At 68.5% G+C, this 23,078-nt stretch carries 27 protein-coding genes; 4 read left to right on the forward strand and 23 right to left on the reverse strand.

The window, feature by feature from the left end; translation table 11 throughout:
• Positions 1 to 11: 11 nt before the first annotated feature.
• Together hypD and C8K38_RS20845 are read left to right on the forward strand one after the other, a co-directional pair.
• Positions 12 to 1,148, forward strand: a complete 1,137-nt coding sequence (gene hypD, locus C8K38_RS20840; RefSeq protein WP_097213320.1) for a hydrogenase formation protein HypD — start codon at positions 12 to 14, stop codon at positions 1,146 to 1,148.
• Entirely contained in the window at positions 1,149 to 1,919 is a 771-nt protein-coding gene (locus C8K38_RS20845) for a DUF6390 family protein (RefSeq protein ID WP_257017676.1), read from the forward strand.
• Between the two features lie 75 nt (positions 1,920 to 1,994).
• Here C8K38_RS20845 and C8K38_RS20850 read toward each other — a convergent pair whose 3' ends face one another.
• From C8K38_RS20850 to C8K38_RS20930, 18 genes are all read right to left on the reverse strand, one after another.
• Complete coding sequence (locus C8K38_RS20850; RefSeq protein ID WP_257017678.1) at positions 1,995 to 2,741, reverse strand: DUF6226 family protein; 747 nt, start codon at positions 2,739 to 2,741, stop codon at positions 1,995 to 1,997.
• Between the two features lie 38 nt (positions 2,742 to 2,779).
• Positions 2,780 to 3,391 carry a LysE family translocator gene (locus C8K38_RS20855; protein ID WP_097213321.1) on the reverse strand — a complete coding sequence of 204 codons (612 nt, stop codon included), beginning with the start codon at positions 3,389 to 3,391 and terminating at the stop codon, positions 2,780 to 2,782.
• Positions 3,392 to 3,457: 66 nt separating this feature from the next.
• Complete coding sequence (locus C8K38_RS20860; protein ID WP_097213322.1) at positions 3,458 to 4,078, reverse strand: RES family NAD+ phosphorylase; 621 nt, start codon at positions 4,076 to 4,078, stop codon at positions 3,458 to 3,460.
• 19 nt (positions 4,079 to 4,097) lie between these two features.
• The gene (locus C8K38_RS20865; RefSeq protein ID WP_097213323.1) at positions 4,098 to 4,730 is read right to left on the reverse strand and encodes a hypothetical protein; all 633 of its coding nucleotides are present in this window, start codon (positions 4,728 to 4,730) and stop codon (positions 4,098 to 4,100) included.
• 73 nt (positions 4,731 to 4,803) lie between these two features.
• Positions 4,804 to 5,061, reverse strand: a complete 258-nt coding sequence (locus C8K38_RS20870) for a HypC/HybG/HupF family hydrogenase formation chaperone (RefSeq protein WP_097213404.1) — start codon at positions 5,059 to 5,061, stop codon at positions 4,804 to 4,806.
• A gap of 4 nt (positions 5,062 to 5,065) precedes the next feature.
• Positions 5,066 to 5,599, reverse strand: a complete 534-nt coding sequence (locus C8K38_RS20875; protein ID WP_097213324.1) for a hydrogenase maturation protease — start codon at positions 5,597 to 5,599, stop codon at positions 5,066 to 5,068.
• Positions 5,600 to 5,623: 24 nt separating this feature from the next.
• On the reverse strand, positions 5,624 to 5,743 hold the full coding sequence (locus C8K38_RS28145; protein WP_097213325.1) for a DUF6893 family small protein: 120 nt from the start codon (positions 5,741 to 5,743) through the stop codon (positions 5,624 to 5,626).
• 2 nt (positions 5,744 to 5,745) lie between these two features.
• Positions 5,746 to 7,125 (reverse strand): hypothetical protein, encoded by a 1,380-nt coding sequence (locus tag C8K38_RS20880; protein ID WP_097213326.1) that lies wholly within the window; start codon positions 7,123 to 7,125, stop codon positions 5,746 to 5,748.
• Positions 7,122 to 7,757 (reverse strand): DUF6084 family protein, encoded by a 636-nt coding sequence (locus C8K38_RS20885; RefSeq protein WP_097213327.1) that lies wholly within the window; start codon positions 7,755 to 7,757, stop codon positions 7,122 to 7,124. Before C8K38_RS20885 ends, C8K38_RS20880 begins: the two co-directional genes overlap by 4 nt.
• Positions 7,754 to 8,422 (reverse strand): DUF5947 family protein, encoded by a 669-nt coding sequence (locus tag C8K38_RS20890; protein ID WP_097213328.1) that lies wholly within the window; start codon positions 8,420 to 8,422, stop codon positions 7,754 to 7,756. The genes C8K38_RS20885 and C8K38_RS20890 overlap by 4 nt, the downstream gene beginning before the upstream one ends.
• Complete coding sequence (locus tag C8K38_RS20895) at positions 8,419 to 9,369, reverse strand: NifU family protein (RefSeq protein WP_373560281.1); 951 nt, start codon at positions 9,367 to 9,369, stop codon at positions 8,419 to 8,421. Before C8K38_RS20895 ends, C8K38_RS20890 begins: the two co-directional genes overlap by 4 nt.
• Positions 9,366 to 11,162, reverse strand: a complete 1,797-nt coding sequence (locus C8K38_RS20900) for a nickel-dependent hydrogenase large subunit (RefSeq protein ID WP_097213329.1) — start codon at positions 11,160 to 11,162, stop codon at positions 9,366 to 9,368. The genes C8K38_RS20895 and C8K38_RS20900 overlap by 4 nt, the downstream gene beginning before the upstream one ends.
• A 24-nt stretch (positions 11,163 to 11,186) precedes the next feature.
• Entirely contained in the window at positions 11,187 to 12,242 is a 1,056-nt protein-coding gene (locus C8K38_RS20905; protein ID WP_097213330.1) for a hydrogenase expression protein HypE, read from the reverse strand.
• The gene (gene hypB / locus C8K38_RS20910) at positions 12,242 to 13,186 is read right to left on the reverse strand and encodes a hydrogenase nickel incorporation protein HypB (RefSeq protein ID WP_097213331.1); all 945 of its coding nucleotides are present in this window, start codon (positions 13,184 to 13,186) and stop codon (positions 12,242 to 12,244) included. Before hypB ends, C8K38_RS20905 begins: the two co-directional genes overlap by 1 nt.
• 3 nt (positions 13,187 to 13,189) lie before the next feature.
• On the reverse strand, positions 13,190 to 13,519 hold the full coding sequence (locus C8K38_RS20915) for a hydrogenase maturation nickel metallochaperone HypA/HybF (RefSeq protein WP_027501469.1): 330 nt from the start codon (positions 13,517 to 13,519) through the stop codon (positions 13,190 to 13,192).
• A 66-nt stretch (positions 13,520 to 13,585) separates the two neighbouring features.
• Positions 13,586 to 14,728 (reverse strand): HoxN/HupN/NixA family nickel/cobalt transporter, encoded by a 1,143-nt coding sequence (locus tag C8K38_RS20920; RefSeq protein ID WP_209926490.1) that lies wholly within the window; start codon positions 14,726 to 14,728, stop codon positions 13,586 to 13,588.
• Between the two features lie 113 nt (positions 14,729 to 14,841).
• Positions 14,842 to 16,266, reverse strand: a complete 1,425-nt coding sequence (locus tag C8K38_RS20925) for an MFS transporter (RefSeq protein WP_257017681.1) — start codon at positions 16,264 to 16,266, stop codon at positions 14,842 to 14,844.
• 160 nt (positions 16,267 to 16,426) lie between these two features.
• Positions 16,427 to 16,789 (reverse strand): nuclear transport factor 2 family protein, encoded by a 363-nt coding sequence (locus C8K38_RS20930; protein ID WP_097213333.1) that lies wholly within the window; start codon positions 16,787 to 16,789, stop codon positions 16,427 to 16,429.
• A gap of 133 nt (positions 16,790 to 16,922) precedes the next feature.
• Here C8K38_RS20930 and C8K38_RS20935 point away from each other — a divergent pair, with 133 nt between their 5' ends.
• On the forward strand, positions 16,923 to 17,711 hold the full coding sequence (locus C8K38_RS20935; RefSeq protein ID WP_097213334.1) for a helix-turn-helix domain-containing protein: 789 nt from the start codon (positions 16,923 to 16,925) through the stop codon (positions 17,709 to 17,711).
• Here the strand turns inward: C8K38_RS20935 and gdhA are convergent.
• Entirely contained in the window at positions 17,704 to 19,053 is a 1,350-nt protein-coding gene (gene gdhA, locus C8K38_RS20940) for an NADP-specific glutamate dehydrogenase (protein ID WP_373560282.1), read from the reverse strand. The two genes, C8K38_RS20935 and gdhA, sit on opposite strands and share 8 nt — an antisense overlap.
• A gap of 223 nt (positions 19,054 to 19,276) precedes the next feature.
• On the opposite strand from gdhA, the gene C8K38_RS20945 reads away from it, so the two are divergent.
• The gene (locus C8K38_RS20945; RefSeq protein WP_097213336.1) at positions 19,277 to 20,686 is read left to right on the forward strand and encodes an NAD(P)/FAD-dependent oxidoreductase; all 1,410 of its coding nucleotides are present in this window, start codon (positions 19,277 to 19,279) and stop codon (positions 20,684 to 20,686) included.
• Here the strand turns inward: C8K38_RS20945 and C8K38_RS20950 are convergent, their stop codons facing one another.
• Genes C8K38_RS20950 through C8K38_RS20965 form a run of 4 tightly spaced genes read right to left on the reverse strand, consistent with a single transcriptional unit; the run spans position 20,687 to position 23,078 of the window.
• On the reverse strand, positions 20,687 to 21,037 hold the full coding sequence (locus tag C8K38_RS20950; RefSeq protein ID WP_027501474.1) for an ArsR/SmtB family transcription factor: 351 nt from the start codon (positions 21,035 to 21,037) through the stop codon (positions 20,687 to 20,689). It lies immediately after the preceding gene.
• Positions 21,034 to 21,705, reverse strand: a complete 672-nt coding sequence (locus tag C8K38_RS20955; protein WP_097213337.1) for an urease accessory protein UreD — start codon at positions 21,703 to 21,705, stop codon at positions 21,034 to 21,036. The genes C8K38_RS20950 and C8K38_RS20955 overlap by 4 nt, the downstream gene beginning before the upstream one ends.
• A 4-nt stretch (positions 21,706 to 21,709) precedes the next feature.
• Positions 21,710 to 22,387: an urease accessory protein UreG gene (gene ureG / locus C8K38_RS20960; protein WP_077041737.1), complete on the reverse strand. Its 678-nt coding sequence runs from the start codon at positions 22,385 to 22,387 to the stop codon at positions 21,710 to 21,712.
• Positions 22,388 to 22,439: 52 nt separating this feature from the next.
• The gene (locus C8K38_RS20965) at positions 22,440 to 23,078 is read right to left on the reverse strand and encodes an urease accessory protein UreF (protein WP_097213338.1); all 639 of its coding nucleotides are present in this window, start codon (positions 23,076 to 23,078) and stop codon (positions 22,440 to 22,442) included.

A 23,078-nucleotide genomic window follows, 5' to 3' on the forward strand; every position in this document is an offset into this window, starting at 1 on the left:
AGGAACACACGATGAAATTCGTAGACGAATTCCGTGATCCGGCCGCAGCCCGCGCGCTCGTGAGGTCCATCACCGACCTCGCGGGCACCGACGAGTTCAAATTCATGGAGGTGTGCGGCGGCCACACCCACACTATCTACCGCCACGGCATCGAACACCTGCTGCCGCCGACCGTGGAACTGGTGCACGGCCCCGGTTGTCCGGTGTGCGTCATCCCGATGGGCCGGGTCGACGACGCCATGTCGCTCGCGGAGCAGCCAGGCGTCATCTTCACGACCTTCGGCGACATGATGCGGGTGCCCGGTTCGCGGGGCAACCTGATCGAGGCGAAGGCCAGGGGCGCCGACGTCCGATTCGTGTACTCGCCGCTCGACGCGCTCAAGATCGCCGTGGACAACCCCGATCGGGAGGTGGTGTTCTTCGCGGTGGGCTTCGAGACCACCGCACCGTCCACCGCGGTGACGCTGGTGCGTGCCCGACAACTCGGGGTCAAGAACTTCACCGTGTTCTGCAACCACGTCACGATCGTCCCGCCGATCAAGGCGATCCTCGAATCCCCCGACCTGCGGCTCGACGGCTTCCTCGGCCCCGGTCACGTGTCGACCGTCGTCGGCACCAGGCCGTACCGCTTCGTGCCGGAGGTGTACGGCAAACCGATGGTGGTGGCCGGGTTCGAACCGCTGGACATCCTGGCCTCCGTGCACATGCTGTTGCAGCAGCACCGGGACGGCCGGTGCGAGGTGGAGAACCAGTACACCCGCGTGGTCAAGACCGAGGGCAACACCCAGGCGCTGAAGCTGATGGCCGAGACCTTCGAGCTGCGACCGCATTTCGAATGGCGCGGACTCGGTTTCATCTCGCAGAGCGCACTGAAGGTGCACCACGACTACTCCGAGTTCGATGCCGAGGAGAAATTCTCGATGCCGGGGGTGCGGGTCGCCGATCCGAAGGCGTGCCAGTGCGGCGAGGTGCTCAAGGGCGTCATCAAGCCGTGGGAGTGCAAGGTGTTCGGGACCGCGTGCACGCCGGAGACGCCGATCGGGACCTGCATGGTCTCACCCGAGGGCGCCTGCGCGGCGTACTACAACTTCGGCCGACTGCACCGCGAGACTGCGATGCTGGTCGGCAAGAACACCACGGAGGCTTGAGTGCCGAGCCCGCCCGGTCACCGACTGTTCGCGCAGTATGCCTACGCCCCCAACACGCTCGGCTACTGCGGCCCAGCGGACGCGCGCGCCCTCGAGGCCGTCGCGTGCGGTGACGGGATGGGCACCGACGGGCCCATCGCGGACGTGCCGTCGCTGGCCGCCAGGTTCAGCGGTGCCTGGCCGTACCAACAGGTCATCGCCGAGATGACCGGGCGCACCGACCCGTTGGACGCGTCGGTGGTGCGCGCCTATTGGACCGGCAACGAGCTGACCGACGAGATCGACCGCGAAGGCTTCGGCCGGGAGCTGCTTTCCCGGCTGGCGCCCCAGGCCGGGCACTACTGGAAGCACCTCACAGAGGACCTGCTCGCCGAGGCGGCGCCGACCCACGGCTTCCACGTCTTCGGCGTCTATCCGTGGTCCCGGTTGCTCGGCTCCGGTGTGCCGCAGCCCCTCCAGGTGCTCGACTCCTGCCGGATCACCTGCGGGACGGTGATCGAGGTGCGCGCCGAGTACGTGGTGGTGCGTGCGCGACCGCTCACCTACGACGGCGCGCTCCACCTCGGCGACGAACAGGATCGGCCGGTGCGCCATCGGGCGGCCGGCGGCTCGTTCGTCCCCGATCTCCGCAGGGGCGACACGGTGGCCGTGCACTGGGACTTCGTGTGCGACAGGCTGACCCCGGAGGACACCGACCGCCTGCAGCACTGGACCGGGTGGCAGCTCGCACAGACCAATCGCCGTCTCGAACGGACCGAGGCCGCGGGCTGAGCGATCAGAACCTACCGACCGATCTCGCCAACGTCAGTTCCACAGGTGGGATAGGTCGACAACTCGTGTAGGAGATCAACGCCGACCCCGACTCAGAGGTGGTGCCAACGGGCGGGCTGTCCAGTTCGCGGGCCACGGTGCAGCCGTGAACGCCGTCCGTGCGTGGCGATTCTGGGTCCCGCTGCCCTTGACTCTGAACGATGTGCGCAGCCAGTAGTAGTTGTCGCCAACGTCAACGTCGAGAGAACCGTCGACGACAGAGAGCACCAACATGTCCAGGTACTTGAGCAGGCCGGCGGACCCGCTGTCGCACCCATCGCATGCACAGTCGGGAAGCGTGTCCAACCGCACCGCGGGGTCGCCCGCGGCGATCGTGATGTTGAAGGGATGATCGCTGTCCATGGGTGTGTGCGTCGTCAACACCAGCGGAACCGCGCCGGCGGCGGCCGGCTCGAGGACGGTGTCGGCCCCGCCGGGCTCCATGGGAGGAAGCGCCCAGTCCACATGCGATGCTTCGCGCGCCCAGCCGCGGTCGAGGAGAACCTGAGTCCATGCCTGTGCTCTGGCCACCACGATCCGGTACTTCTCGGGGTTGCTGGAACGCTCGTACGCCTCTTCTCCCGGGCTGGGGCCGTCCTTATAGGGGTTCGGCCACCCGGGTGTCTGCGCGCCGGTGACCGCGAAGGCTGCGTCGACGTCGTCGAGCAGCTCGCGCATCTCTCGCGAGAGCAACGGCTCTTCCCCGCCCCAGCCGGTTTCGCGCGCGCGGAGAATGTTGTCGTCGTACTCTTCCCACCACGACTGCGCCGCGTCTGTCACCACCACAGGGACGTTACCTATCGCTCGGCGGGCGGGCTGGATCAGGCTTCGCGAGCGAGCGTGGAGCAGAAGCCGAGCATGACGACGCCTGCGGCGGCGTCGATCGTCCGTCGAACCGTGCGGCGTTCGAACTGCTGGCGTAGTGAACCCACGAACGCGACGACGAGCAAGCACCAGAGGGTTCCGATGAGTGGCAGGGTCCAGGCGTGCAACAGCCAGACCCACCAGGGCGCGTCCGGCTGCACGAACTGTGGCAGCAGCGACAGATAGAAGACGAAGATCTTCGGGTTGGTGGCGTTGCAGAGGAATCCCTGCCGGTATCCGGTCCATGGGGCAGGTCCGGTTTCGCCCGCGGTGGCGGCGTCATGCCCTCGGACCGCGCTGAGCAGCATCGAGCACCCGATCCAGGCGAGGTAGGCGATTCCGAGCCACTTGATCGCGAGGAAGATCGGGTGCACACCGATGATCACGCTCGCGATGCCGAACGAGACGAGCAGGCCTTGGACAGCCGCGGCGGAGCTGACCCCGAAGGTGGTGGCCATCCCAAACCTGCGCCCGCCGGACGCGCTGTTGCGGACGATCAGCGCAAAGTCCGCGCCCGGCGTCAGCACCAGCACGACGGCGACCGTGAGGAACACCCACGAATAGGTCACGCTGGCACCCTAGCCAACGCCCACACATGGAACCCGGGGTTCAGCCTGCATCTCGACACTCTGCGATCAGCGCAGCGTGGCGTTGTAGACCGCGAGGTGCGAGCGCACCAGTTCCAGGCCCGAAGCGTCGTCGAGCGGAATCGGGTCCCGCACCACGCACATCAGATCGGCCAGCGCGACGGGCGGGTCCGTGTCCGCGCGGATGGTCATGACCACCGAGAACCGGTCCTCGTCGTTGCGGGCGCGGTACTTGATGCCGTGCACCTGCGAACCGTTCAGCACCGCCGCGGCCCACTGCTGGGTCCGCGGATAGTCGACGGGATCGCATTTCGTCAGCCACAGGTCCTGGCCGATGGCGGCCAGGTGGCGGCCGTGCAGGAGCGCGACCGGGAACTCGGTGGTCACCTGCACCTGCGACAGCACCCGCCCGTCAAGCTTCTTCCTGCGCAGGATCCTGGGCACGTTGTCGTCGAGCGGGAGTGAGCGGCAGTAGGTCTCGGCGATGCAGACGGAGATGTCGTCGCCGAAGTAGCTGTAGTGGAACGAGCCGTCCGGGGAGTCGAACCTGCCGCCGTGGACGGGATGGGCCGGGGTCTGGTTCAGGGACAGCACGTGTCGATCCGGGGCGCCGGAATGGATGCGCCACAGCTTCGTTCCGGCAGGGATCGACGCCACCTCTGCGGTCACCGCGGGTGGGGGTACCCGGTTAGGCAATGTCGTCCTCTACCTCGGCCCGGACCAGGGCGGCGACCTGCTCGAGGTCTCCCGCTTCGAGCAGGTCCACGGGCGAGGTGCGGCCTGTGGCGGCGGGATTGGGCGAGAGCCACCAGGACGCCACGCCCCACGGGTCGTTCTCGGCGCCAAGCGCGACGTTGCTCCGGCGGATCAGCTCGATCGCGTCCTCGGGCAGCGAGAACTGGAACTCCGGGTAGCGGTATCGCCTGCCCTGCTTGAGGCCGATGATCTGTCCGGCCCGCTTGCGCAGTGCGTCGCTCGGGTTGGCCCAGGTCTTGCGATATTTGACGGCAACCTCTCCCGCGGAGAGGTGCGGGAACGACAGGATGTACTCGACGGCGTCGCGCATCACCGTCTTCTCGTCGAGGATGTTGCCCGGATCGATGAGGTCGAGGATCGGATCGTCGCCGTCGACCTGGCCGGCCAGCAGCAGGTGGGAGACCCGACCCGCGACCAGGCTCAGGGTGGGACGGCTGGCCAGTTCGGATCGGATGAGCTCGATGAGGTCGTGGTCGCTGACCGAATCGCCGACTGCGGTCAGGCGGCGTGGGTGGTCGCGGTGACGCTCCGGGACGCCGCGGGCGCGTGCTGCACTGTTCGACATGTCTGCCTCCGGGGACGCCTGGCGGATCTATCTAGATAGCTAGTATAGATCCTCCTGGGTCCGCCCGCGACCCTCACATCGACTGTTCGTCCGGTTCCCGAGGCCGCCCCATCAACTCGAGACCGGCGAGGGCACTCTGCGCACCCGCCGCATCCGTCTTCTCGACGGCGAACCCCATGTGGATGATGATCCAGTCCCCTGGCTCGAACACGTCGTCCGGCAGCATCCCCACGTTGATCTTTCGGTGCTCGCCCGCGACGTCGACCAGCGCCAACTGGTCGCCGTAGCCGTCGAGCATGCGCACCACCTGCCCCGGGATCCCCAAGCACATCCGCTCAGCCCTCCTCTCCCGCATCCGCGGCGGCCGCGGGCACCCACCTCGGCGGATCCTCGACCAGTTCGAGCACTGCCGCGACCGCGTCGTCCACGACCGCGGCCACCTCCGGCGACAACCCGATGCCGTCCGCGACGCACCGCGCCTCGCAGCCCACCACGACCGTCCGGGGCGCGGTGCCGCCGAGCGCGTCCAGGCTCGCGAAGACCGACGCCGGGTCCATGCCGTGGGCATCGAGCCCACCGCCCCCGCCGCCGCGCTCCGGATCGACCTCGAAGACCCGGATGGCGCCCGGCGCGCCACGATCCGGCAGCGCGTCCACCAGGACGAGGGCATCCCAGCCGTCCAGCAGGTCGTAGGCCAGGTGAACGCCCCGAATGCCGTAGTCCACCAGCCGGACCCCGTCCGGGATCGGCCGCGGCTCACTCGCGTGCCCGCGCTCGGCCAGCCGTCTCAGCACCTCGGGGCCGAACCCGTCATCACCGAGAAAGATGTTCCCGATACCGGCGACCAGCACCCGCCGTTGGTCGTTCACCGATCTCTCCGCGCGCCGCCGTCGTCACATGTGACGCATGCGTAGGTAGCGCCTGATGTCGGGAACCGAACGCACGCCGACGATCACACCGGCTGCGACCAGCGCCACCACGAGCACCGTCGCGATCTGCCCCACTGTTTCCATCGCTAGTTCTCCTCTCTGCCCGGTTCATCGCCACCGAGCGGTTCCAGCTCGTCCGGGGCGAAGTAGAGATAACGCCCGTACCAGTCGTGCAGGTCCGCGGCGGGATCGTCGTCGATGACCACGCCGACGTGGGTGTTGCCGTCGACATCGGCGTGCACCGACGCGACCCTTGCCGTCCTGCCGTCGAAGAAGAGGTCCTGCGCGTCGGCACGGCGAGACGGGTGCAGCCGCACCGCGCTGCCCTTGGCCACACGGACACCGTTCACCGACACCGCGTCCACATCCGGCCGCACACTCGCGTCGGCCTCGGGATCCCACCAGGGAACCCCCTCGGGCACTTCGGGTATCAGTCCCGGATCGAGCCGCGGGTCGCGGAAAGTGCCGTGCAGCCGCTGCATCGCCTCGGGCGTCATCGCATCGCAGCGGTCGACGATCTGCGCGGCCAGCGGATCGGTGGCGCGCGCCTGCGCCTTCTCCTCGTCGGTCATCGCCATCACCCTCAAAGTGAGGATCTCGTCGATCTCGGTGGAGTCGAAGAGCGCGCCGTCGCTCTGCGCGGCGACCTCCGGGTAGTCGTACAGGATGATCGGCGAGATCAACACCATGTCCGTCTCTCCGCGCGTGCCCGCCAGCACCGGGAAGCACCGGTGGTGGACGGCCCGGGCCACGGGGCCGGCCGCCGCATCCGGCGGTTCGAGCAGGGAGACGAACGACCCATCGCGGACGGTCACGATCGCGTGCGCACCGATCAACGACCTCGCGACGGCGAGATCCTTGTCGATCGTCTCCGGCCCGGTGTTTCGCACCTCGACCAACAGCCGGGTGAAGCCGTCGTCCTCCGCGGCGCCGAGAGTCACCGTTGCGGCGATCGGCAACCGGGACCGGACGATCCGTCCCGCGGTGGATCCGTCCGGCGCGAGCAGCTCCTCGGTGTCCGTGCCGCCCGCCACGTCGATCGGAAAGCCCCTGGCCACCGCGAGTTCCGACAACGCCACCGCCGGGAGTTCGATCTCCCGCTCGACGGCCTCGTCCCAACTGAGCCACGACCGCGCCCCCACCACCAGTTCGTCCACCGCGCGGTATCCGCCCGCGCCCGACGCCTCCTGCACGCTGCGGGCCTGCAGCTGCAGGAAGCGAAGCGTCACCGTGACCTGTGCCGCGCGTTCCCCCTCCGGCGCGCCGCGCGCCAGCACGCACTGCGCGGACAGCGACGGCTCCTCGCCGACGCCTGCCGACGATGCCCCTGGTGGACCGAGCACACCGAACTGCCAGCGCGACTGGTTCTTTCGCGAGCTCGCCCGGTACGGATAGAGCAGGTAGCCCTCGTAGAGCACCGCGTCGGCGACGGCGCGGACTCGGGTTCCGACATCGGTGGTGGTCACCGGGCCTGCTCCCGCGTCTGCGCGAGCAGTTCCGTGACGGCCTCGTCGAGGCCGACCAGGCCCCGCGTGGACTTGTATTCGGCCAGCGCCTCGAGGGTCTCCCGGCCGAGCCGCACCCAGCCGGTGTTCGGGAAGTGCATCCGGATCAGGTCCCGCCACACCGAGACCGGGAGGTCGTAGCGATCCTCACGATCCCACGGGATCTGCTGGACCCCGAACCCCCCTGCACCCTTGGTGAACACCGTGCCGCTGAACAGGAACACCAGCGGGACGGTCCCCTCCTCCAGGGCGTGCAGGTACTTCGACGCCGCCACCTCGAAGTCGTAGGTGCACGGCATCGGCAGGGTCGCCTCGCAGGTCTCGGCGAAACCCTGCACCAGCGCGGCGCACTGCAGCCACACGAATGAGTGTTGCGTCGATGACCACCGCTCCCGACCGCCGAAGAGGTCAACCAGCCCCGCGGCCTCGGCGTCGGTGTACCGCCGTCGGTGCGGCTCGATGCGCACCTGGCAGCGCAGCGCGATGGCGTGTACGGGCGCGGCGGCGCTCACCGCCACTCGAGCGGAGAGGATCGGGGCCGCCGCATAGGGCTCCGGGGCGACGTCGAGGACGGCGAACGACACCTCACTCACGGCGCCTCACCGCCGCCGAACTCCCGGCCGGCACCGCCGGCGTGAGACCGACCGGCCCGGGCCGCGATCCCCGCGAAGAAGTCGTCGATGTACCCGCGCGCCTCCTGGCCGCCGTCGAAGCCGCGCCACAGCGTGCGCAGCCGACCAACGAACTCGTAGCACGCGTCGATCGGCACCAGGAAGCACTCCGCCTCGCCGCGCCCCTCCTCCGGCATCCGGATCAACACCGCCTCGACGTCGTCGGCCGCCGTGTCCAGCTCCGGATTCGCCGCGCGCACGACGTTCCACGCGTCGAGCGGCAGTTCCGACTCGGTGGCCCCCGCGGGACCGGGATAGAACGCGACCATCCGGCCGAGGACCGAGTTCCGGAAGAAGAAGGCCAATCCCACCGGGATCTCGAGTTCGTCCCATCGGCCCTGGCCGAGCTCGAACCCGGGGAACGAGAGATAGCGATCCGGGACGGCGCGGTACCGCAGCTCGGCGCCCTGGTCGGTGAACAGCAGGTAGCAGCCGCGGCAGACGCACATCAACGCCCGCCCCTCCACGTTGACCACATGCTGATGGCGATCGCCGATCGCCTCCGCGCACATCTCACAGCGCTCGCCCGGCTGCGGAGCCGGGCGGGTCGCCGTGATGCGTTTGAGCACCGAGAAGGGAGTGCTCATCCGCTCACCCCCACCGGTACCGCGACCGAGCGCACGCCGTCCCGGACCAGCACCGGCAGCGGCTCGAGGTGCACGTCGCCGTCGTCGAGCCCGGCACCCGCGTGCACCACGTCGAAATGGGCGCGGCAGGTCGGACACCGCAGGACGGCGTCGCCCGCCGCGTGGCCGGCGCGACGCGCCAGGACGGCGCCCGCCAGCGAGTGCGTACACGACGGGCAGCGGTCTCGGTAGGCCAGCAGGTCGTCGCCGATGCGGCAGACCAGGATGGGCAGACCCCCGACCACGAACCCGCCCACCTCGCCGGGCGCGAGCTGCTCCAGTTCCGGCGCGGGGCACCACGTTCCGGCGGGACCCGGCGGGGCGTGCACGTGCGAGAACAGCGACTCGGCGGCGATCAGCCCTGGCTCGGAGCCGGGCTGAGCGGCGACCACCTCGATCGAGGCGATCTCCGGCGCCGCAGCGAGCACCGCGCCCTCCACGGCCAGTTCCAGCGTCACCGACGAGGACGGGCAGCTCCTGCAGCTGCCGGTCAACTCCAGGCGCACCACCCCGCCACCATCGGCGGGCCCGCCTTCACCCGGGAACTCGATGCCCATCAGCTCCACGTCCCCGCCGTGCGAGCCGAGATAGGGCCGCACGCTGTCGAGCGCCGCACACACCCGGGTCGGCACGTCGTGCGGGTGCAGACCGTGCACCAGCAGCAGGCTCGCCACCAGGTCGTCGTCGGCGAGCCACTCGGCCCCGTCCTCCACGTGCTCGCCGAGGATCCGCACGACCCGCGCCAATCCCTCGCCGTAGAGGTCGACCACCTCGCGCACCAGCTGTTCGGCGCGCTCGCGCGCCACGGTGCCGCCCGCCGAACTGGCCTCGAGAAGCGTCTCTATCCGATCACCCGCCGCGCGCCACCGTGCTTCCTCGTCCCCTGCCGCCTCGCCGTTCACCGTCACTCTCCGGTCGAGTACTGCGTCGGCGAGTGCAGCTTCTCCAGCGTCTTGCCATTGCCGAGGTACATGTGCACGCCGCAGGGCAGGCAGGGGTCAAAGCTGCGGACCGTCCGCATGATGTCGATCCCCTTGAAGTGATCCCGATCGTTCTCCTCGAAGATCGGCTGCCCCTGCACCGCATCCTCGTACGGCCCCGGTGTGCCGAGGCTGTCGCGGGGGCTGGCGTTCCACGGGGTCGGCGGATAGGGGTGGTAGTTCGCGATCTTCCCGTCCCGGATCACCATGTGGTGGGAGAGCACGCCGCGAACCGCCTCGGTGAACCCGCAGCCGATGCCCTCGTCGGGAACGTCGAACTTCTCCCAGGTCTTGGTGCGCCCGGCCCGGATCTCCTCGAGGGCCTTCTCCGCGAAGTGCAGCGCGCAGGCCGCCGCGTAGGCCTGGAAGTAGGTCCGGGCGCGGTTGCGTTCGATGGTGTTGCTGCCGTGCTCCGGGATCTTCCACTCGAGCGAAACCGGGCCCTTGAGCGCGGTTTTCGGGAGGTTGATCTGCACGCTGCGGCCGGTCGACTTCACGTACCCGATGTCGACGAGCCCTGCCAGCGCCGTCGACCACAGTCGGGCCAGCGGCCCTCCGCCGGTGTCCAGCGCGAGGTGGTCGGTGCCGTCGAACCACCTGGGCGACATCACCCAGCTGTACTTGTCCTCGAGGTCGCGTTTCTGCGGCTGCGGGTTGGTGTGCTGGTTCCACGGGTGCCGCCGGTCGACCGGATTGCCCAGCGGGTCCTGCTTGACGAAGGTCTCCTGGTCGGACCAGTCGTCGTAGTACGACGAGCCCAGCAGGATCCGGATGCCCAGGTTGATGTCGACGAGATCGGTGGTGACCAGCTTGCCGTCGACGACGACCCCGGGGGTGACGAACATCTTCCGGCCCCAGTTGGTCATGTCCTTGTACTCGAAGTTGCAGTGCTCGGGGTCCTGGAACGAGCCCCAGCAACCGAGCAGCGTCCGGCGCAGGCCCACCTTCTCGTACCCAGGAATCGCCTCGTAGAAGAAGTCGAACAGGTCGTCGTGCATGGGCACGACCTTCTTCATGAACTCCACGTACCGCATCAACCGGGTCATGTAGTCCGTCATCAGCTGGATGGTGGCCACCGTCCCGACCCCGCCCGGGTACAGGGTGGACGGGTGCACGTGCCGACCCTCCATGAGGCAGAACATCTCTCGGGTCGCCCGGCTGACCTGGAGCGCCTCGCGATAGAACTCGCCGGTGAACGGGTTGAGCGAACGCATGATGTCCGCGATCGTGCGGTAGCCGTGTTCGCCCGCCCGCGGCGCCTGGGTGTTCTCGGCCTTGGCGAGCACGCCTGGGTTGGTCTCCGACACCATCTTCTCGCAGTAGTCCACGCCAACCAGGTTCTCCTGAAAGATGTTGTGATCGAACATGTACTCGGCGGCCTCACCGAGATTGACGATCCATTCCCCGAGGTGCGGCGGCTTCACCCCATAGGCCATGTTCTGCGTGTAGCAGGAACACGTCGCGTGGTTGTCGCCGCAGATGCCGCAGATGCGGCTCGTGATGAAGTGCGCGTCGCGGGGATCCTTGCCCTTCATGAACAACGAGTAGCCGCGGAAGATGGACGAGGTGCTGTGGCATTCCACCACCTCTCGGTTGTCGAAATCGATCTTGGTGTAGATGCCGAGACTGCCCACGATGCGGGTGATCGGATCCCAGGCCATCTCCACGAGGCCGCCGGGGTCCGTCTGCTTGTGCGACGGCTCGGGGATGATCTGTGTCATCGAATTGCCTCTCGACAGGTCGAGCTACCAGGTACGTACTGCTCCCGTTTCGAGCGTGGAACCCGGATTGCGCCAACGCGGTTCCTTCTCCACCGTTCGTGCGGTCACGTGACGCAGGCGCCGGATGACGGAGCCGTAGAGCCCCGACGCCGTGCTCGAGACCAGGCCGCCGGGCGGTTCGTCCATGAACGGCATGAACTTGTCGGGGAAGCCGGGCATGGTGCACCCGATGCAGATGCCGCCGACGTTCGGGCATCCGCCGAGGCCGTTCATCCAGCCGCGCTTGGGGACGTTGCACTTGACCACCGGACCCCAGCAGCCCAGCTTCACCAGGCAGGTCGGCGACCCGTATTCGGTGGCGAACTCACCCTGCTCGTAATAGCCACCGCGGTCGCAACCCTCGTGCACCGTGGCACCGAACAGCCACTGCGGGCGCAACGCCTCGTCGAGCGGGATCATCGGCGCCTGATCGGTCGCCATGTACAGCAGATACGTCAGCGTCTCGGACAGGTTGTCCGGCTGGATCGGGCAACCGGGCACGCAGACGATCGGGATCCCGGCCTTGGACTTCCATTCCCAGCCGAGGTAGTCGGGCACGCCCATCGCGCCGGTGGGATTTCCCGCCATCGCGTGGATTCCGCCGTACGTCGCGCAGGTTCCGGCCGCCACGATCGCGGTCGCCTTCGGCGCGAGACGATCGAGCCACTCGCTCGTCGTCACGGGTTGTCCGGTGGCCGGGTCACTCCCGAAGCCGCACCAGTACCCCTCGTCGTGCAGCTTCTCGTTGGGGATCGATCCCTCGACCACCAGCACGAACGGTTCGAGTTCGCCGCGATCGGCCTTCCAGAACCACTCGAGGAAGTCGTCGGCACCGCCGGCCGACCCGCACTCGAAATCGATCAGGGGCCAGTGGACGGCGATCTTTGGCAGGCCCGGAAGGGCACCGAGGGCGATCTCCTCGATGCTGGGCTGGGTGGCAGCAGTCAGTGCCACCGAATCACCATCACAACTGAGACCCGCGTTGATCCACAGCACGTGGATCAACGTTTCTTCGGCTTTGACTGCCGCCTCCGTTGGCATCAGTGCCGCTCTCCGGGGCAGGGCTGTGCCCCTACGTCATCGGAGTCGACCCTCGGCCCACTTGTATGACGCTCATCACGGTCTACACCCGCCGGAAGAACCTTGTCAATGGTCGCAGGATCGTCACGGCGCCCCGACTGCGCGTCAATCCATGTGTACCAATCGATTACGCCCTCACCCGACACCGCCGATACCGGCACGATCTGAACGTCCGGGTTCACCGACCGCGCGTGTCGCGAGCACGCCTCGAGATCGAAGTCGACATACGGCAAGAGATCGGTCTTGTTGATGATCACCAACCCGGCGGCCGCGAACATGTGCGGGTACTTGAGCGGCTTGTCCGACCCCTCGGTCACCGAGATCACGACCACCTTGCTGCGCTCGCCGAGATCGAACAGGGCCGGGCAGACGAGGTTGCCGACGTTCTCCACGAACAGCAACGACCCGCTGGGCGGGTCGAGCGTGTCGAGGGCGCGCCGCATCATCTCGGCGTCGAGGTGACAGCCGGCGCCGGTGTTGACCTGCACCACCGAACATCCCGTGGCCTTGATCCGTTCGGCGTCGAGCAACGTCTCCTGATCGCCCTCGATGACAGAGATCGGGCGCGCGCCGCCGAGTTCACGGATCGTTCGCTCGAGCAACGTGGTCTTGCCCGCGCCCGGCGAGCTCGTCATGTTGAAGGCGAGGATGTCGCGGGCGGCCAACCATTCCCGGATCTCCTGTGCGAGCAGGTCGTTCTTCGCGAGCACCTTCTGCTCGAGCGAGATCGTCTCGGTCGGCGGCAGGTGTTCGTGCGGATGATCGTCGTGGTCGTGCTGGTGCGCGTGATCGTGTGAGTGGGCAGGGTCGTGTGGATGAGCGTGATCGTGATCGTGATCGGCATGGTCGTGGGGCACCGTGATCACCGCACCCGCGTGGTCGCCGCATCCGCATGTTGCACACATAGCTCAGCTCACTTCCATCGACATGATCCGTAGTTCGCGGCCCGAGAGGATCTCCACGTCCGCGCTACCGCAGCGGCACAGCACCACCAGATCGGTCAGCTCGAAATCCGCCCCGCAGCCGCGACAGTGCGCCCTGCCCGGCGGCTGATCGATCTCCAGGCTGGCACCCTCCATCACGGTGCCCTCGGTCGCCAGCTCGAAACAGAACTGCATCGAATCGGGAACCACGGCGCAGAGCGTGCCCACCTCGATCGTGACCCGCCGCACCCGCCTGCCCGCCGCACGCTCGCACACCGCGTCGACGACGCTCTGGGTGATCGACATCTCGTGCATCACGGCCTCGCTCCGGCCTCGGTGGAATTCACCCTAGGACGCGACCACCACGGGCACAACGGTTCGTCACTCGGGTGACGCCGCCTTCTCGGGTGACGGCGACGTCGCCAGACCGGACTCCCAGCGCGCCTGCACGCCGCCGTACTGCCACACCAGCACGGCGGTCAGCCAGGTGCCGATGAACAGCCCGACGATGATGAACCCCATCGCCCCGAGATCGAGCGCGCCGATCCACCCGAGCAGCCCATCGGTGACGTCGAACTTCGCGGTCAGGAGCGAGATGATCTCCTGCGCACCGATGAGCATCGCGACCACCACCGACAGCCCCGTGACCACGAGGTTGTAGTAGATCTTGCGGAGCGGCCGGGCGAGCGCCCAGCCGTAGGCGAAGTTCATGAACGAGCCGTCGATCGAATCGAACAACGACATGCCCGCGCAGAACAGGATCGGCAACACCAGGATCGAGTACCAGGGCAGCCCGGTCGCGGCCGCGCCACCCGCGATGACGAGCAGCCCCACCTCGGTGACCGTGTCGAAGCCCATCCCGAAGAGCAGCCCGACCGGATACATGTGCCACGGCGCGCGGACCGCGGCGACCACCGGCTTCAGCACCCGGTTGAGGGCTCCCCGATTGTCGAGTTCCCGCTCCAGCCGCGCCTCGTCGTAGGCGCCCCTCTTCATCTCGCGGAACACCCGGTGGATCGCGATGAACGACATCAGGTTGAACAGGCCGATGAGCAGCAGAAAGGTCCCCGAGACCAGGGTGCCGAACACTCCCGTCCATCGCGTGAGATCGGAGTTGTCGTCGGACAGGCTCGCGGCGAGCTCACGCACCCCGAATGCCAGCAGCGCCACGAGCACGAACACGATCGTGGAATGCCCGAGGGAGAACCAGAATCCGACCGACATCGGCTTCTTGTTCTCCGCGACGAGCTTCCTCGTGGTGTTGTCGATGGCCGCGATGTGGTCGGCGTCGAAGGCGTGCCGCATGCCGAGCGTGTACGCCGTGACGCCGAGCCCGACGCCGAAAGCGGACCCGTGGACCGTGTAGTGCCCGGGAACGACGACGACGAACAGCACACCCCAGCCGATGACGTTGAGGGCGAGCACCGTGACCGCCATGCCGAGGAGGCTGCGTCGCTCACCGCGGTCGAGGTCTCGCCATGCGCGGATCAGCCCGGTGCGGGTGATGCGGGATGTCACGGTCATGACGTTCCTCGATGGGCGCGAGAACCGAGCCGATGCCGTCACTCAGCCTATACCTGCACAGTTGTTCACTTGAAGCCCTGGACCGCCGGTATTTGGCCGTGTCCACCGCCAGGTCAGCGAAACCCAATTGGCTGATTTGTGCCAGGTTCTCGGGCCGCGGGACGGCGGGCGAGCGTGACGCACGTGATCGCCGTGACTGCCATTGCTGCGATCCCGATCCATGCCGCGGTCGTGTAGGCGTCGTCGGTCGGGAAGAGATGCCCGCTCGGAGTGCCGGCGGCCAACACCAGGCCACCGATTGCACTTCCGAGCGAGAAGCCGACGCTGCGCACGACCTGGTTGAAGCTCATGGCGCTCGTCGTCTCATCCGTCGGGGTGACGGCCAGGATGACGGAGGGCATCGCCGCCGAGAATCCGCCGACGCCGAAGCCGAGTACCGCCATCGATGCCAGCAACTCGGCGAGGTTCGAGCGGGCGGCAACAAACAGGGCAAAAGCAAACAGCACGATGATGGCGCTACCGGCCAGAAGTGGCGGCGCGCCGATTCGCTCGCGCAGGCGAGGCGTGAGCTTGCCTGCGACGAATCCCAGCAGCGAGAACGGAACCAGCACGAGCCCGGCAACGAAGGTGGTGAGCCCGAAGCCGTAACCGGCGCTCTCGGGTGTCTGGGCGTAGCGCGTGATGAGGGTCAGCAGCAGGTACATGCCAACGCCGCCGACGAGCATCGCGGCGTTCGCTCCGGCGACGGCCGGGTGTCGCATCAGCCGGATATCGACAAGCGGCGCCGAGCTACGGCGTTCGTAGGCCGCCCAGATGCCGAGCAGGAGTGCGGCAATCGCCGCCAGAGCCACCGCCAGGCCGAGGTGTCGGATCCACAGGCCCGTCTCGCTCGCCAGGAGAAGAACGAGGAACAGGCCGCCTGCCAGGAGTAGCGCGCCAGGTATGTCGACCCGAGCCGAGCGCCCCTCGGGTGGTACGGGCATGCTGCGCAGGGCCGCCAGGAACGCGACGGCGGTGACGAACACCCCGAGTCCGTATGCGACGCGTACACCGCCGAGTTCGGTGAGCAACCCTGCCAGCGGGTAGCCGATGCCGACACCGACGGTGGAGGCGACCGACACCAGGGCGATCGTGGCGGCCGCGCGACCTTCGGGAAGATGATCACGGGCGACGCCCATCATCAGCGCGGTCAACCCCAAGCCGACGCCCTGAGCCGCCCGGCCGACGAGCAGCCAGGCGAAGGGCAGTGGAAGCACCGTGAGCACGCTTCCCGCCACCACGACCCCGAGGGTGGCGAGGATGGTGCCGCGGCGATGAGGACCGGCCCCCAAGCGGCCGAGAACAGGCGTGGCGATGGCACCGGTCAGCAGGGTGATGGTGAGAGTCCACTGCGCGCTGGCCAGTGACACATCGAATGTGGTCGCCACGCTGGTGATCAGCGGCGCCCCGAGGCTGCCGACCGCCGCGACGACCAGGGCGATGAACACCAGCAACGGGACCAGCATCCGCGGTTCGGGCCGCCTCGACGATGGCTTCACACGCCGCAGACTACTGATCATCGACTTGACACATCCAGTGGAAGACCTGCTTGTGGCGAGCTCCACAGGCCCCGAAGCGGTCCTCCCCGGACCGGACGACCCGCCACGTATCCGCCTCCTACGAGGCAGTCGCTGTGGCCGTCCGGCCAGGAGGCACGCCTCAGGCGGAGGGCACCTTGTCGAGGAAGCCGAGCACGTGGATCAGCCGGCCGTCGGCGTCGCGCTCGATCACGTCGAACCCCTCGATCAGGTCCTCCGCACCCGCGGGCCCGAGCTGCCAGCCGAACCTCGCCTGGTCGTGGTGACCGTCGACCGGGCCGTTGAGCCGGAAGCTCATCCCGGCGAACTGCTGCTGCACGGCGCCGACGGTGGCGTCGATCTCGGCCCGGCCGGTGGCCGCGGCCATCGGGTCCACGTACCGGCCGTCGGCCGCCCACAGCGCGTCGATCGCGGCGCGACGCCGGTCCGCATCGGTCTCGTTCCACACCGCGATGTACTGGGCCGCAAGGTTTTCGAAGGTCATGTCGTCACTCCTGTCGGATGTCGCGGTGGCCGCCTCGGCCCCCGTCGGAACACAACTCTGACCGTCGCGGTGCGCCGCGTCGATTACCTCCGAGGTAATGGCGGCGCTTCCCGGCCCGCCCTAGGGTTGCCTCATGACCACCCTCATCGAGGCCCAGCAGCCGGTCGGCACGTTGCTCCGGCGGTGGCGTGAGCGACGCAGGCTCAGTCAACTGGACCTCGCGTCCCGGGCCGAGGTCTCGGCCCGGCACGTGAGCTTCCTCGAGACCGGCAGGTCCAAGCCGACCAAGGCGATGCTGCTCAAGCTCAGCGAACAGCTCGAGATCCCTCTGCGGGAGCGGAACTCGCTGCTGCTGGCAGGCGGCTATGCCCCGGCCTACCCGGAGCACCAGCTCTCCGACGTGCCGATGGCCGCGGTGGCCGACGCGATCGCGGCGATCCTCGGTGCGCACCTGCCCGCCCCTGCCGTGGTCGTCGACCGGCACTGGAACATGATCGACGGCAACGCGGCGGTCGCGATGTTCACCGAGGGATGCGCGCTCCACCTGCTCGAACCGCCCGTCAACGTGCTGCGGTTGAGCCTGCATCCGGAGGGCATGGCACCGCGGATCGTCAATCTCGGTCAGTGGCGCAGTCACCTGCTGCACCGGCTCGACCACCAGATCGCCACCACCGGGGATCCGTTCCTCGCCGCGTTGGCCGACGAACTGTCGGCCTACCCCGGCGAGGCGCCGACGGACCACGACCCGGATGCCCTGGTGGTGCCGCTCCGATTCGCCACGCCGGGAGGCGAACTGGCGTTTCTCAGCACCACCACGGTGTTCGGCACGCCGATGGACGTCACGGTCGCCGAGCTGGCGATCGAGACCTTCTACCCAGCCGACGCGCCGACAGCCGCGGCGCTCGCCGAGGGCGTCAGATGACGCCCATCGCGAGCATCGCATCCGCCACCTTGACGAAGCCGCCGATGTTCGCACCGAGGACGTAGTCGCCCGGCTTGCCGTACTCCTCCGCGGTCGCGACACAGCGGCAGTGGATGTCCGACATGATCTTCGAGAGCCGCTCGTCGGTGTAGTCGAAGTGCCAGGAGTCGCGCGAGGCGTTCTGCTGCATCTCCAGCGCCGAGGTCGCCACGCCGCCCGCGTTCGCGGCCTTGCCGGGGGCGAACGCGACGCCCGCCGAGCGCAGCACGCGCAACGCCTCGGGGGTGGTCGGCATGTTGGCACCCTCCGCGACCACGCGGACCCCGTTCTCGACCAGGGTCAGTGCGCCCTTCTCGTCGAGCTCGTTCTGGGTGGCGGACGGGATCGCGACCTCGCAGGGCACGTCCCAGATCGAGCCGCCCGCAACATACTTGGCGGACGGAACGGTGTCGACGTAATCGCAGATCCGGCCGCGCCGGACCTCCTTGATCTCCTTGAGCAGCTCCAGGTCGATGCCGCGCTCGTCCACGATGTAGCCGGCCGAATCCGAGCAGGCCACCACAGTGCCACCGAGCTGGTGCACCTTCTCGATCGCGTAGATCGCCACGTTGCCGGAACCGGAGACCACGACCCGCTTGCCGTCCATGCTGGTGCCGGCCGTCTTGAGCATCTCGGCGACGAAGTAGGCGGCGCCGTAGCCGGTCGCCTCCTTGCGCACCTGGGAGCCACCCCAGGTCAGGCCCTTGCCGGTGAGCACGCCCGACTCGTAGGAGTTCGTCAGCCGCTTGTACTGGCCGAACAGGTAGCCGATCTCGCGGCCACCGACGCCGATGTCGCCCGCGGGCACGTCGGTGTACTCACCGATGTGCCGGTGCAGCTCGGTCATGAACGACTGGCAGAACCGCATGATCTCCGCGTCGGAGCGGCCCTTGGGGTCGAAGTCGGAGCCACCCTTGCCGCCGCCGATGGGCAGTCCGGTCAGCGCGTTCTTGAAGATCTGCTCGAAGCCGAGGAACTTCACGATGCCCAGGTTGACGCTCGGGTGGAAGCGCAGGCCGCCCTTGTAGGGGCCGAGCACGCTGTTGTACTGCACCCGGAATCCGCGGTTTACGTGCACGTTGCCGTTGTCGTCGGTCCACGGCACCCGGAAGATGATCTGGCGCTCCGGCTCGCAGAGCCGCTCGATCAGCGCGCCGTCGGCGTAGTTCGGGTGCCGCTCCAGCACCACCGTGAGCGATTCGAAAACCTCGGCGACGGCCTGGTGGAACTCCGGCTCACCGGCGTTGCGACGGACAACTTCCTCGAAGTACTTGTCGACGCGCTCACGGACATGCCCACTCACAGCGGCCGCCCTCCTCATTGCTCTGCAGGGATGGAAAGTAAAGACAATCACAAGACTTCCTCACGGCAACATGCGGGTATCCGTGATGCCCGTCGTCGCGGTGACCGATCCCACACCCTGCCGCGGGCGCGACACGGGTGGGCGCGGCCCTGACTTGCCGGGACGGGAGGTGAGCCTGGGACTACCGTGAGATTCGTCATTCCAGATCTGCGGAGGAGCGTCAATGAGCATCCAGACGGTGGAGTCGCGCCGCCATCGCGTCGTGGTCATCGGTTCCGGTTTCGGCGGACTGTTCGGTGCGCAGGCACTCAAACGCGCCGACGTCGACGTCACCCTCATCGCTCGCACCACCCACCACCTGTTCCAGCCGCTGCTCTACCAGGTGGCGACCGGCATCCTCTCGGTAGGCGACATCGCCCCCGCGACCCGCCTGGTCCTGCGCAAGCAGAAGAACACCCAGGTGCTGCTCGGCGACGTACTCGAGGTCGACCTCGAGGCCAAGACGGTCACGTCGCGGCTGCTCGAGCGAGAGACGGTCACCGAGTTCGACAGCCTGATCGTCGCCGCGGGCGCCGGTCAGTCCTACTTCGGCAACGACCAGTTCGCCGAGTTCGCGCCCGGCATGAAGACCATCGACGACGCCCTCGAACTGCGCGGCCGCATCCTCGGCGCCTTCGAGCAGGCCGAGCTCTCCCACGACCCGGAGGAGCGCGCCCGGCTGCTCACCTTCGTCGTGGTCGGCGCGGGCCCCACCGGCGTCGAACTGGCAGGCCAGATCGCGGAATTGGCCCATCGCACCCTCACCGGCGCCTTCAGGAACATCGACTCCCGCGAGTCCCGGGTGATCCTCCTCGACGGCGCCCCGGCGGTGCTCCCTGTCTACGGCGGCAAGCTCAGCGAGAAGGCGGCCGGCCGGCTCGAGAAGCTGGGCGTCGAGATCCAGCTCAACGCGATGGTCACCGACGTCGACGTGGACGGCCTGGTCGTCAAGGAGAAGGACGGCACCGAGCGCCGCATCGACTCGCAGTGCAAGGTGTGGTCCGCGGGCGTGCAGGCCAGCCCGCTCGGCAAGCAGCTCGCGGCGCAGTCTGGCGCCGAGATCGACCGCGCGGGCCGCGTGCACGTCAACCCCGACCTGTCGCTGCCCGGGTACCCCAACGTCTACGTCATCGGCGACATGATGTCGCTCGACAACCTGCCCGGACTGGCGCAGGTCGCGATGCAGGGCGGCAAGTACGCCGCCAAGCAGATCAAGGCGACCGTCGCGGGTGAGTCCCCCGAGACGCGGCACCCCTTCAAGTACTTCGACAAGGGCTCGATGGCGACCATCTCCCGTTTCAGCGCGGTCGCGAAGGTCGGCAAGCTGGAGATCAGCGGATTCATCGGCTGGGTGGCGTGGCTGGTGATCCACCTGATGTACCTGGTCGGCTTCCGCAGCAAGTTCTCCACGATCCTGTCCTGGACCGTCAGCTTCCTCGGCCGCGGACGCGCGCAGATGGCATCGACGGAACAGCAGGTGTTCGCGCGCAACGCGATCGACCTGTTGCAGGACTACGAACGAGCCAAGGACGCCGGTCTCATCGGCGATCCGCTGGCGGTCTCGACCGGCGAGGAGCGGGAGAAGGCCGGCTAGCTAGCCGTTGTGTGCGTGGGTGGCGCCGAGGTCGTGCAGCATCCGGTGCACGACCTCGTCGTCGAGCGAGTAGCTCATCTTCTTGCCGTCCCGCCGCACCGCGACCCAGCCCTGGTTGCGCAGCAGCCGAAGCGCGTGCGAGACGGCCGTGGTGCTCATGTCCAGCGCCGCCGCGAGATCCGAGACGTAGATGCCGGGGGCCCGGTGCAGACCGAGCAGGATCCGGAGCCGGGTGGGGTCGCCGAGCAGTTCGAACCGGCGCACCCATTCCGGTAGGTCCGGCACCGCCTCGACGGCGGCGCGGGCCTGCGCGACCTGTTCCGGGTCGAACGCGGGCGGGGTACCGGTCATGAGTTCACCGTAGTCAACGCGCGGCCCAGCCGGGTCCCGAGGCTGCCGCCCGCCGCAAGGGGCATCCGCACCCACGACCCACCCGCGGGGTACCTCTCGACCACCGCGGACCGCTCGTCGGGGAACACCAGCTCGCTCTGGACCGCCATCGGCGCGTCCAGCAGGTCGTGCCCCACCGTCCCCGCGCCCAGCTCCAGCCGATGTCGCAGCAACGGCATCCCGTCCAGGTCCGCGTGCAGCGCGCCCGACCATCGCCCGCCGCGCTCCCCGGTGCGCCCGATCTGAGCCCGCTCGCGCACCGTCACCCGCGACGAGGACGTCAGCTCGAGCCGGGTGTGGGTCCGGTGGTCCGCGTCCGCCGCGACGACCATGGGCTCGGGGTCGAGCAGCAACTCCGCGTCCCGGTCCACCCGGATGTCCCAGCGCGCGGTCGAGACCAGTTCCTCGGCCCCTGGCAACGCGAGCGCCGCCGCGACGGTGCGCACCGTCAGGCTCGCGCCAGGCCCGACGCGCAGCGCGATCTCGAGGTGGTCGCCGCCGAGCGGCGTCGCCGCCGCGGAGATGAGGTGCACGGTGTCGGGCCCGGTGATCCGGGCGGCCAGTCCCCCGCTCGCCCGGATCCGCGGGGAACGGCCCCGCTCGGCGACGATGGTCAGCGCGGTGTGCACCCGATCAGACCGCCGCGGCCAACTGCTCGCGCACCCAGGCCAGGACCGGTGTCGCCGCCGGGTCCGCGGTCAGCGAGATCAACGCCGTCGGCCTGCCCTCGCGGACCCGGGCCGCGTCGGTCTCCATCACGGTCAGGTCCGCGCCGACCAGTGGGGCGAGATCGGTCTTGTTGACCACCAGCAGATCCGAGAACGTCACGCCCGGTCCGCCCTTGCGCGGCACCTTGTCGCCGCCCGCCACGTCGACCACGAAGATCTGCACGTCGATCAGCCCCGAGGAGAAGGTGGCGGTGAGGTTGTCGCCGCCGGACTCGACCAGGATCAGGTCCAGGGGCGGGTTCGCCTCGATCAGGTCGTCGATCGCGTCGAGATTCGCGGTGATGTCGTCGCGGATCGCGGTATGCGGGCAGCCACCCGTCTGCACCGCGGTGATCCGCTCGTCGGGCAGCACCGCGTGCCTGCGCAGGAAGTCCGCGTCCTCGGTGGTGTAGATGTCGTTGGTGAGCACCGCGAGCGAGAGTTCGTCGCGCAGCTCACGACAGAGCGCGGCCACCAGCGCGGTCTTGCCGGATCCGACCGGGCCGCCGATACCCACTCGCAGCGGCTCTCCCGGCACCCGCACCCGCTTGGGTCGGTCGTGCGTGTGCTGATGCGGTTCGCCGTCGATCAGGTGCGGGGGCATGTCGATCTCCTTCGGGTGGTGCGGTTCTCGGGCATTCGGGGTGTCGGGGAGTTCACGAGGCGAACAGGGGGCGTTCGCGGTCCAGGTGCGCCTGCGCGACCACGTCGAGCAACGGGTCGGACAGGTCGGCGATTCCGGTGGCCGCGAGATCCGCCGTCCGGTCACACAGCTCGGAGAGCGCGAAGGTGCAGGCCGCCACGTCCGCAGGGTCGAGGGCGAGCAGGCGCTGCGCGGCGATCGCGGACCCCGTCATCGTGGTGTAGACGAGGACCATCGCGGCCTCGGCATCACTCATCCCGCAGACCCGCGCGGCCTCGCCGGAGGCCACCGCCAGGTGCGGGCGGGAGCCGAGAACCGACCAGTCGTGCTCGGGCCACACGCGTTTGGACAGCCGCAGCAGCCCCCGGCCCTGGGCCCGGGACGCCGCACGCCCCGCAGGGGACGGGGTCCGCGCGTCGGTCTCCGCATCGGCCACGCCCGGGGCGAGCGCACCGCCACACACCGCCGCGGCGATCGACCCGGCGACCAGCCCGGTGCTGCGGATACGCCTGCGCAGGTAGGCGTCGAGCGTCGCGAGATCCCGCACCAGCCCGCAGGCGATGGCCTCCTCCACTCCACCGGAGTGCACGTGCCCTCCGGTGGGCAGCCGGGAGTCGGCCAGCGCAAGCAGGTTCGCCAGTCTCGAGGTCAT

This window comes from Rhodococcus sp. OK611 (genome assembly GCF_003050885.1).
Taxonomy (GTDB): domain Bacteria; phylum Actinomycetota; class Actinomycetes; order Mycobacteriales; family Mycobacteriaceae; genus Rhodococcus_G; species Rhodococcus_G oryzae.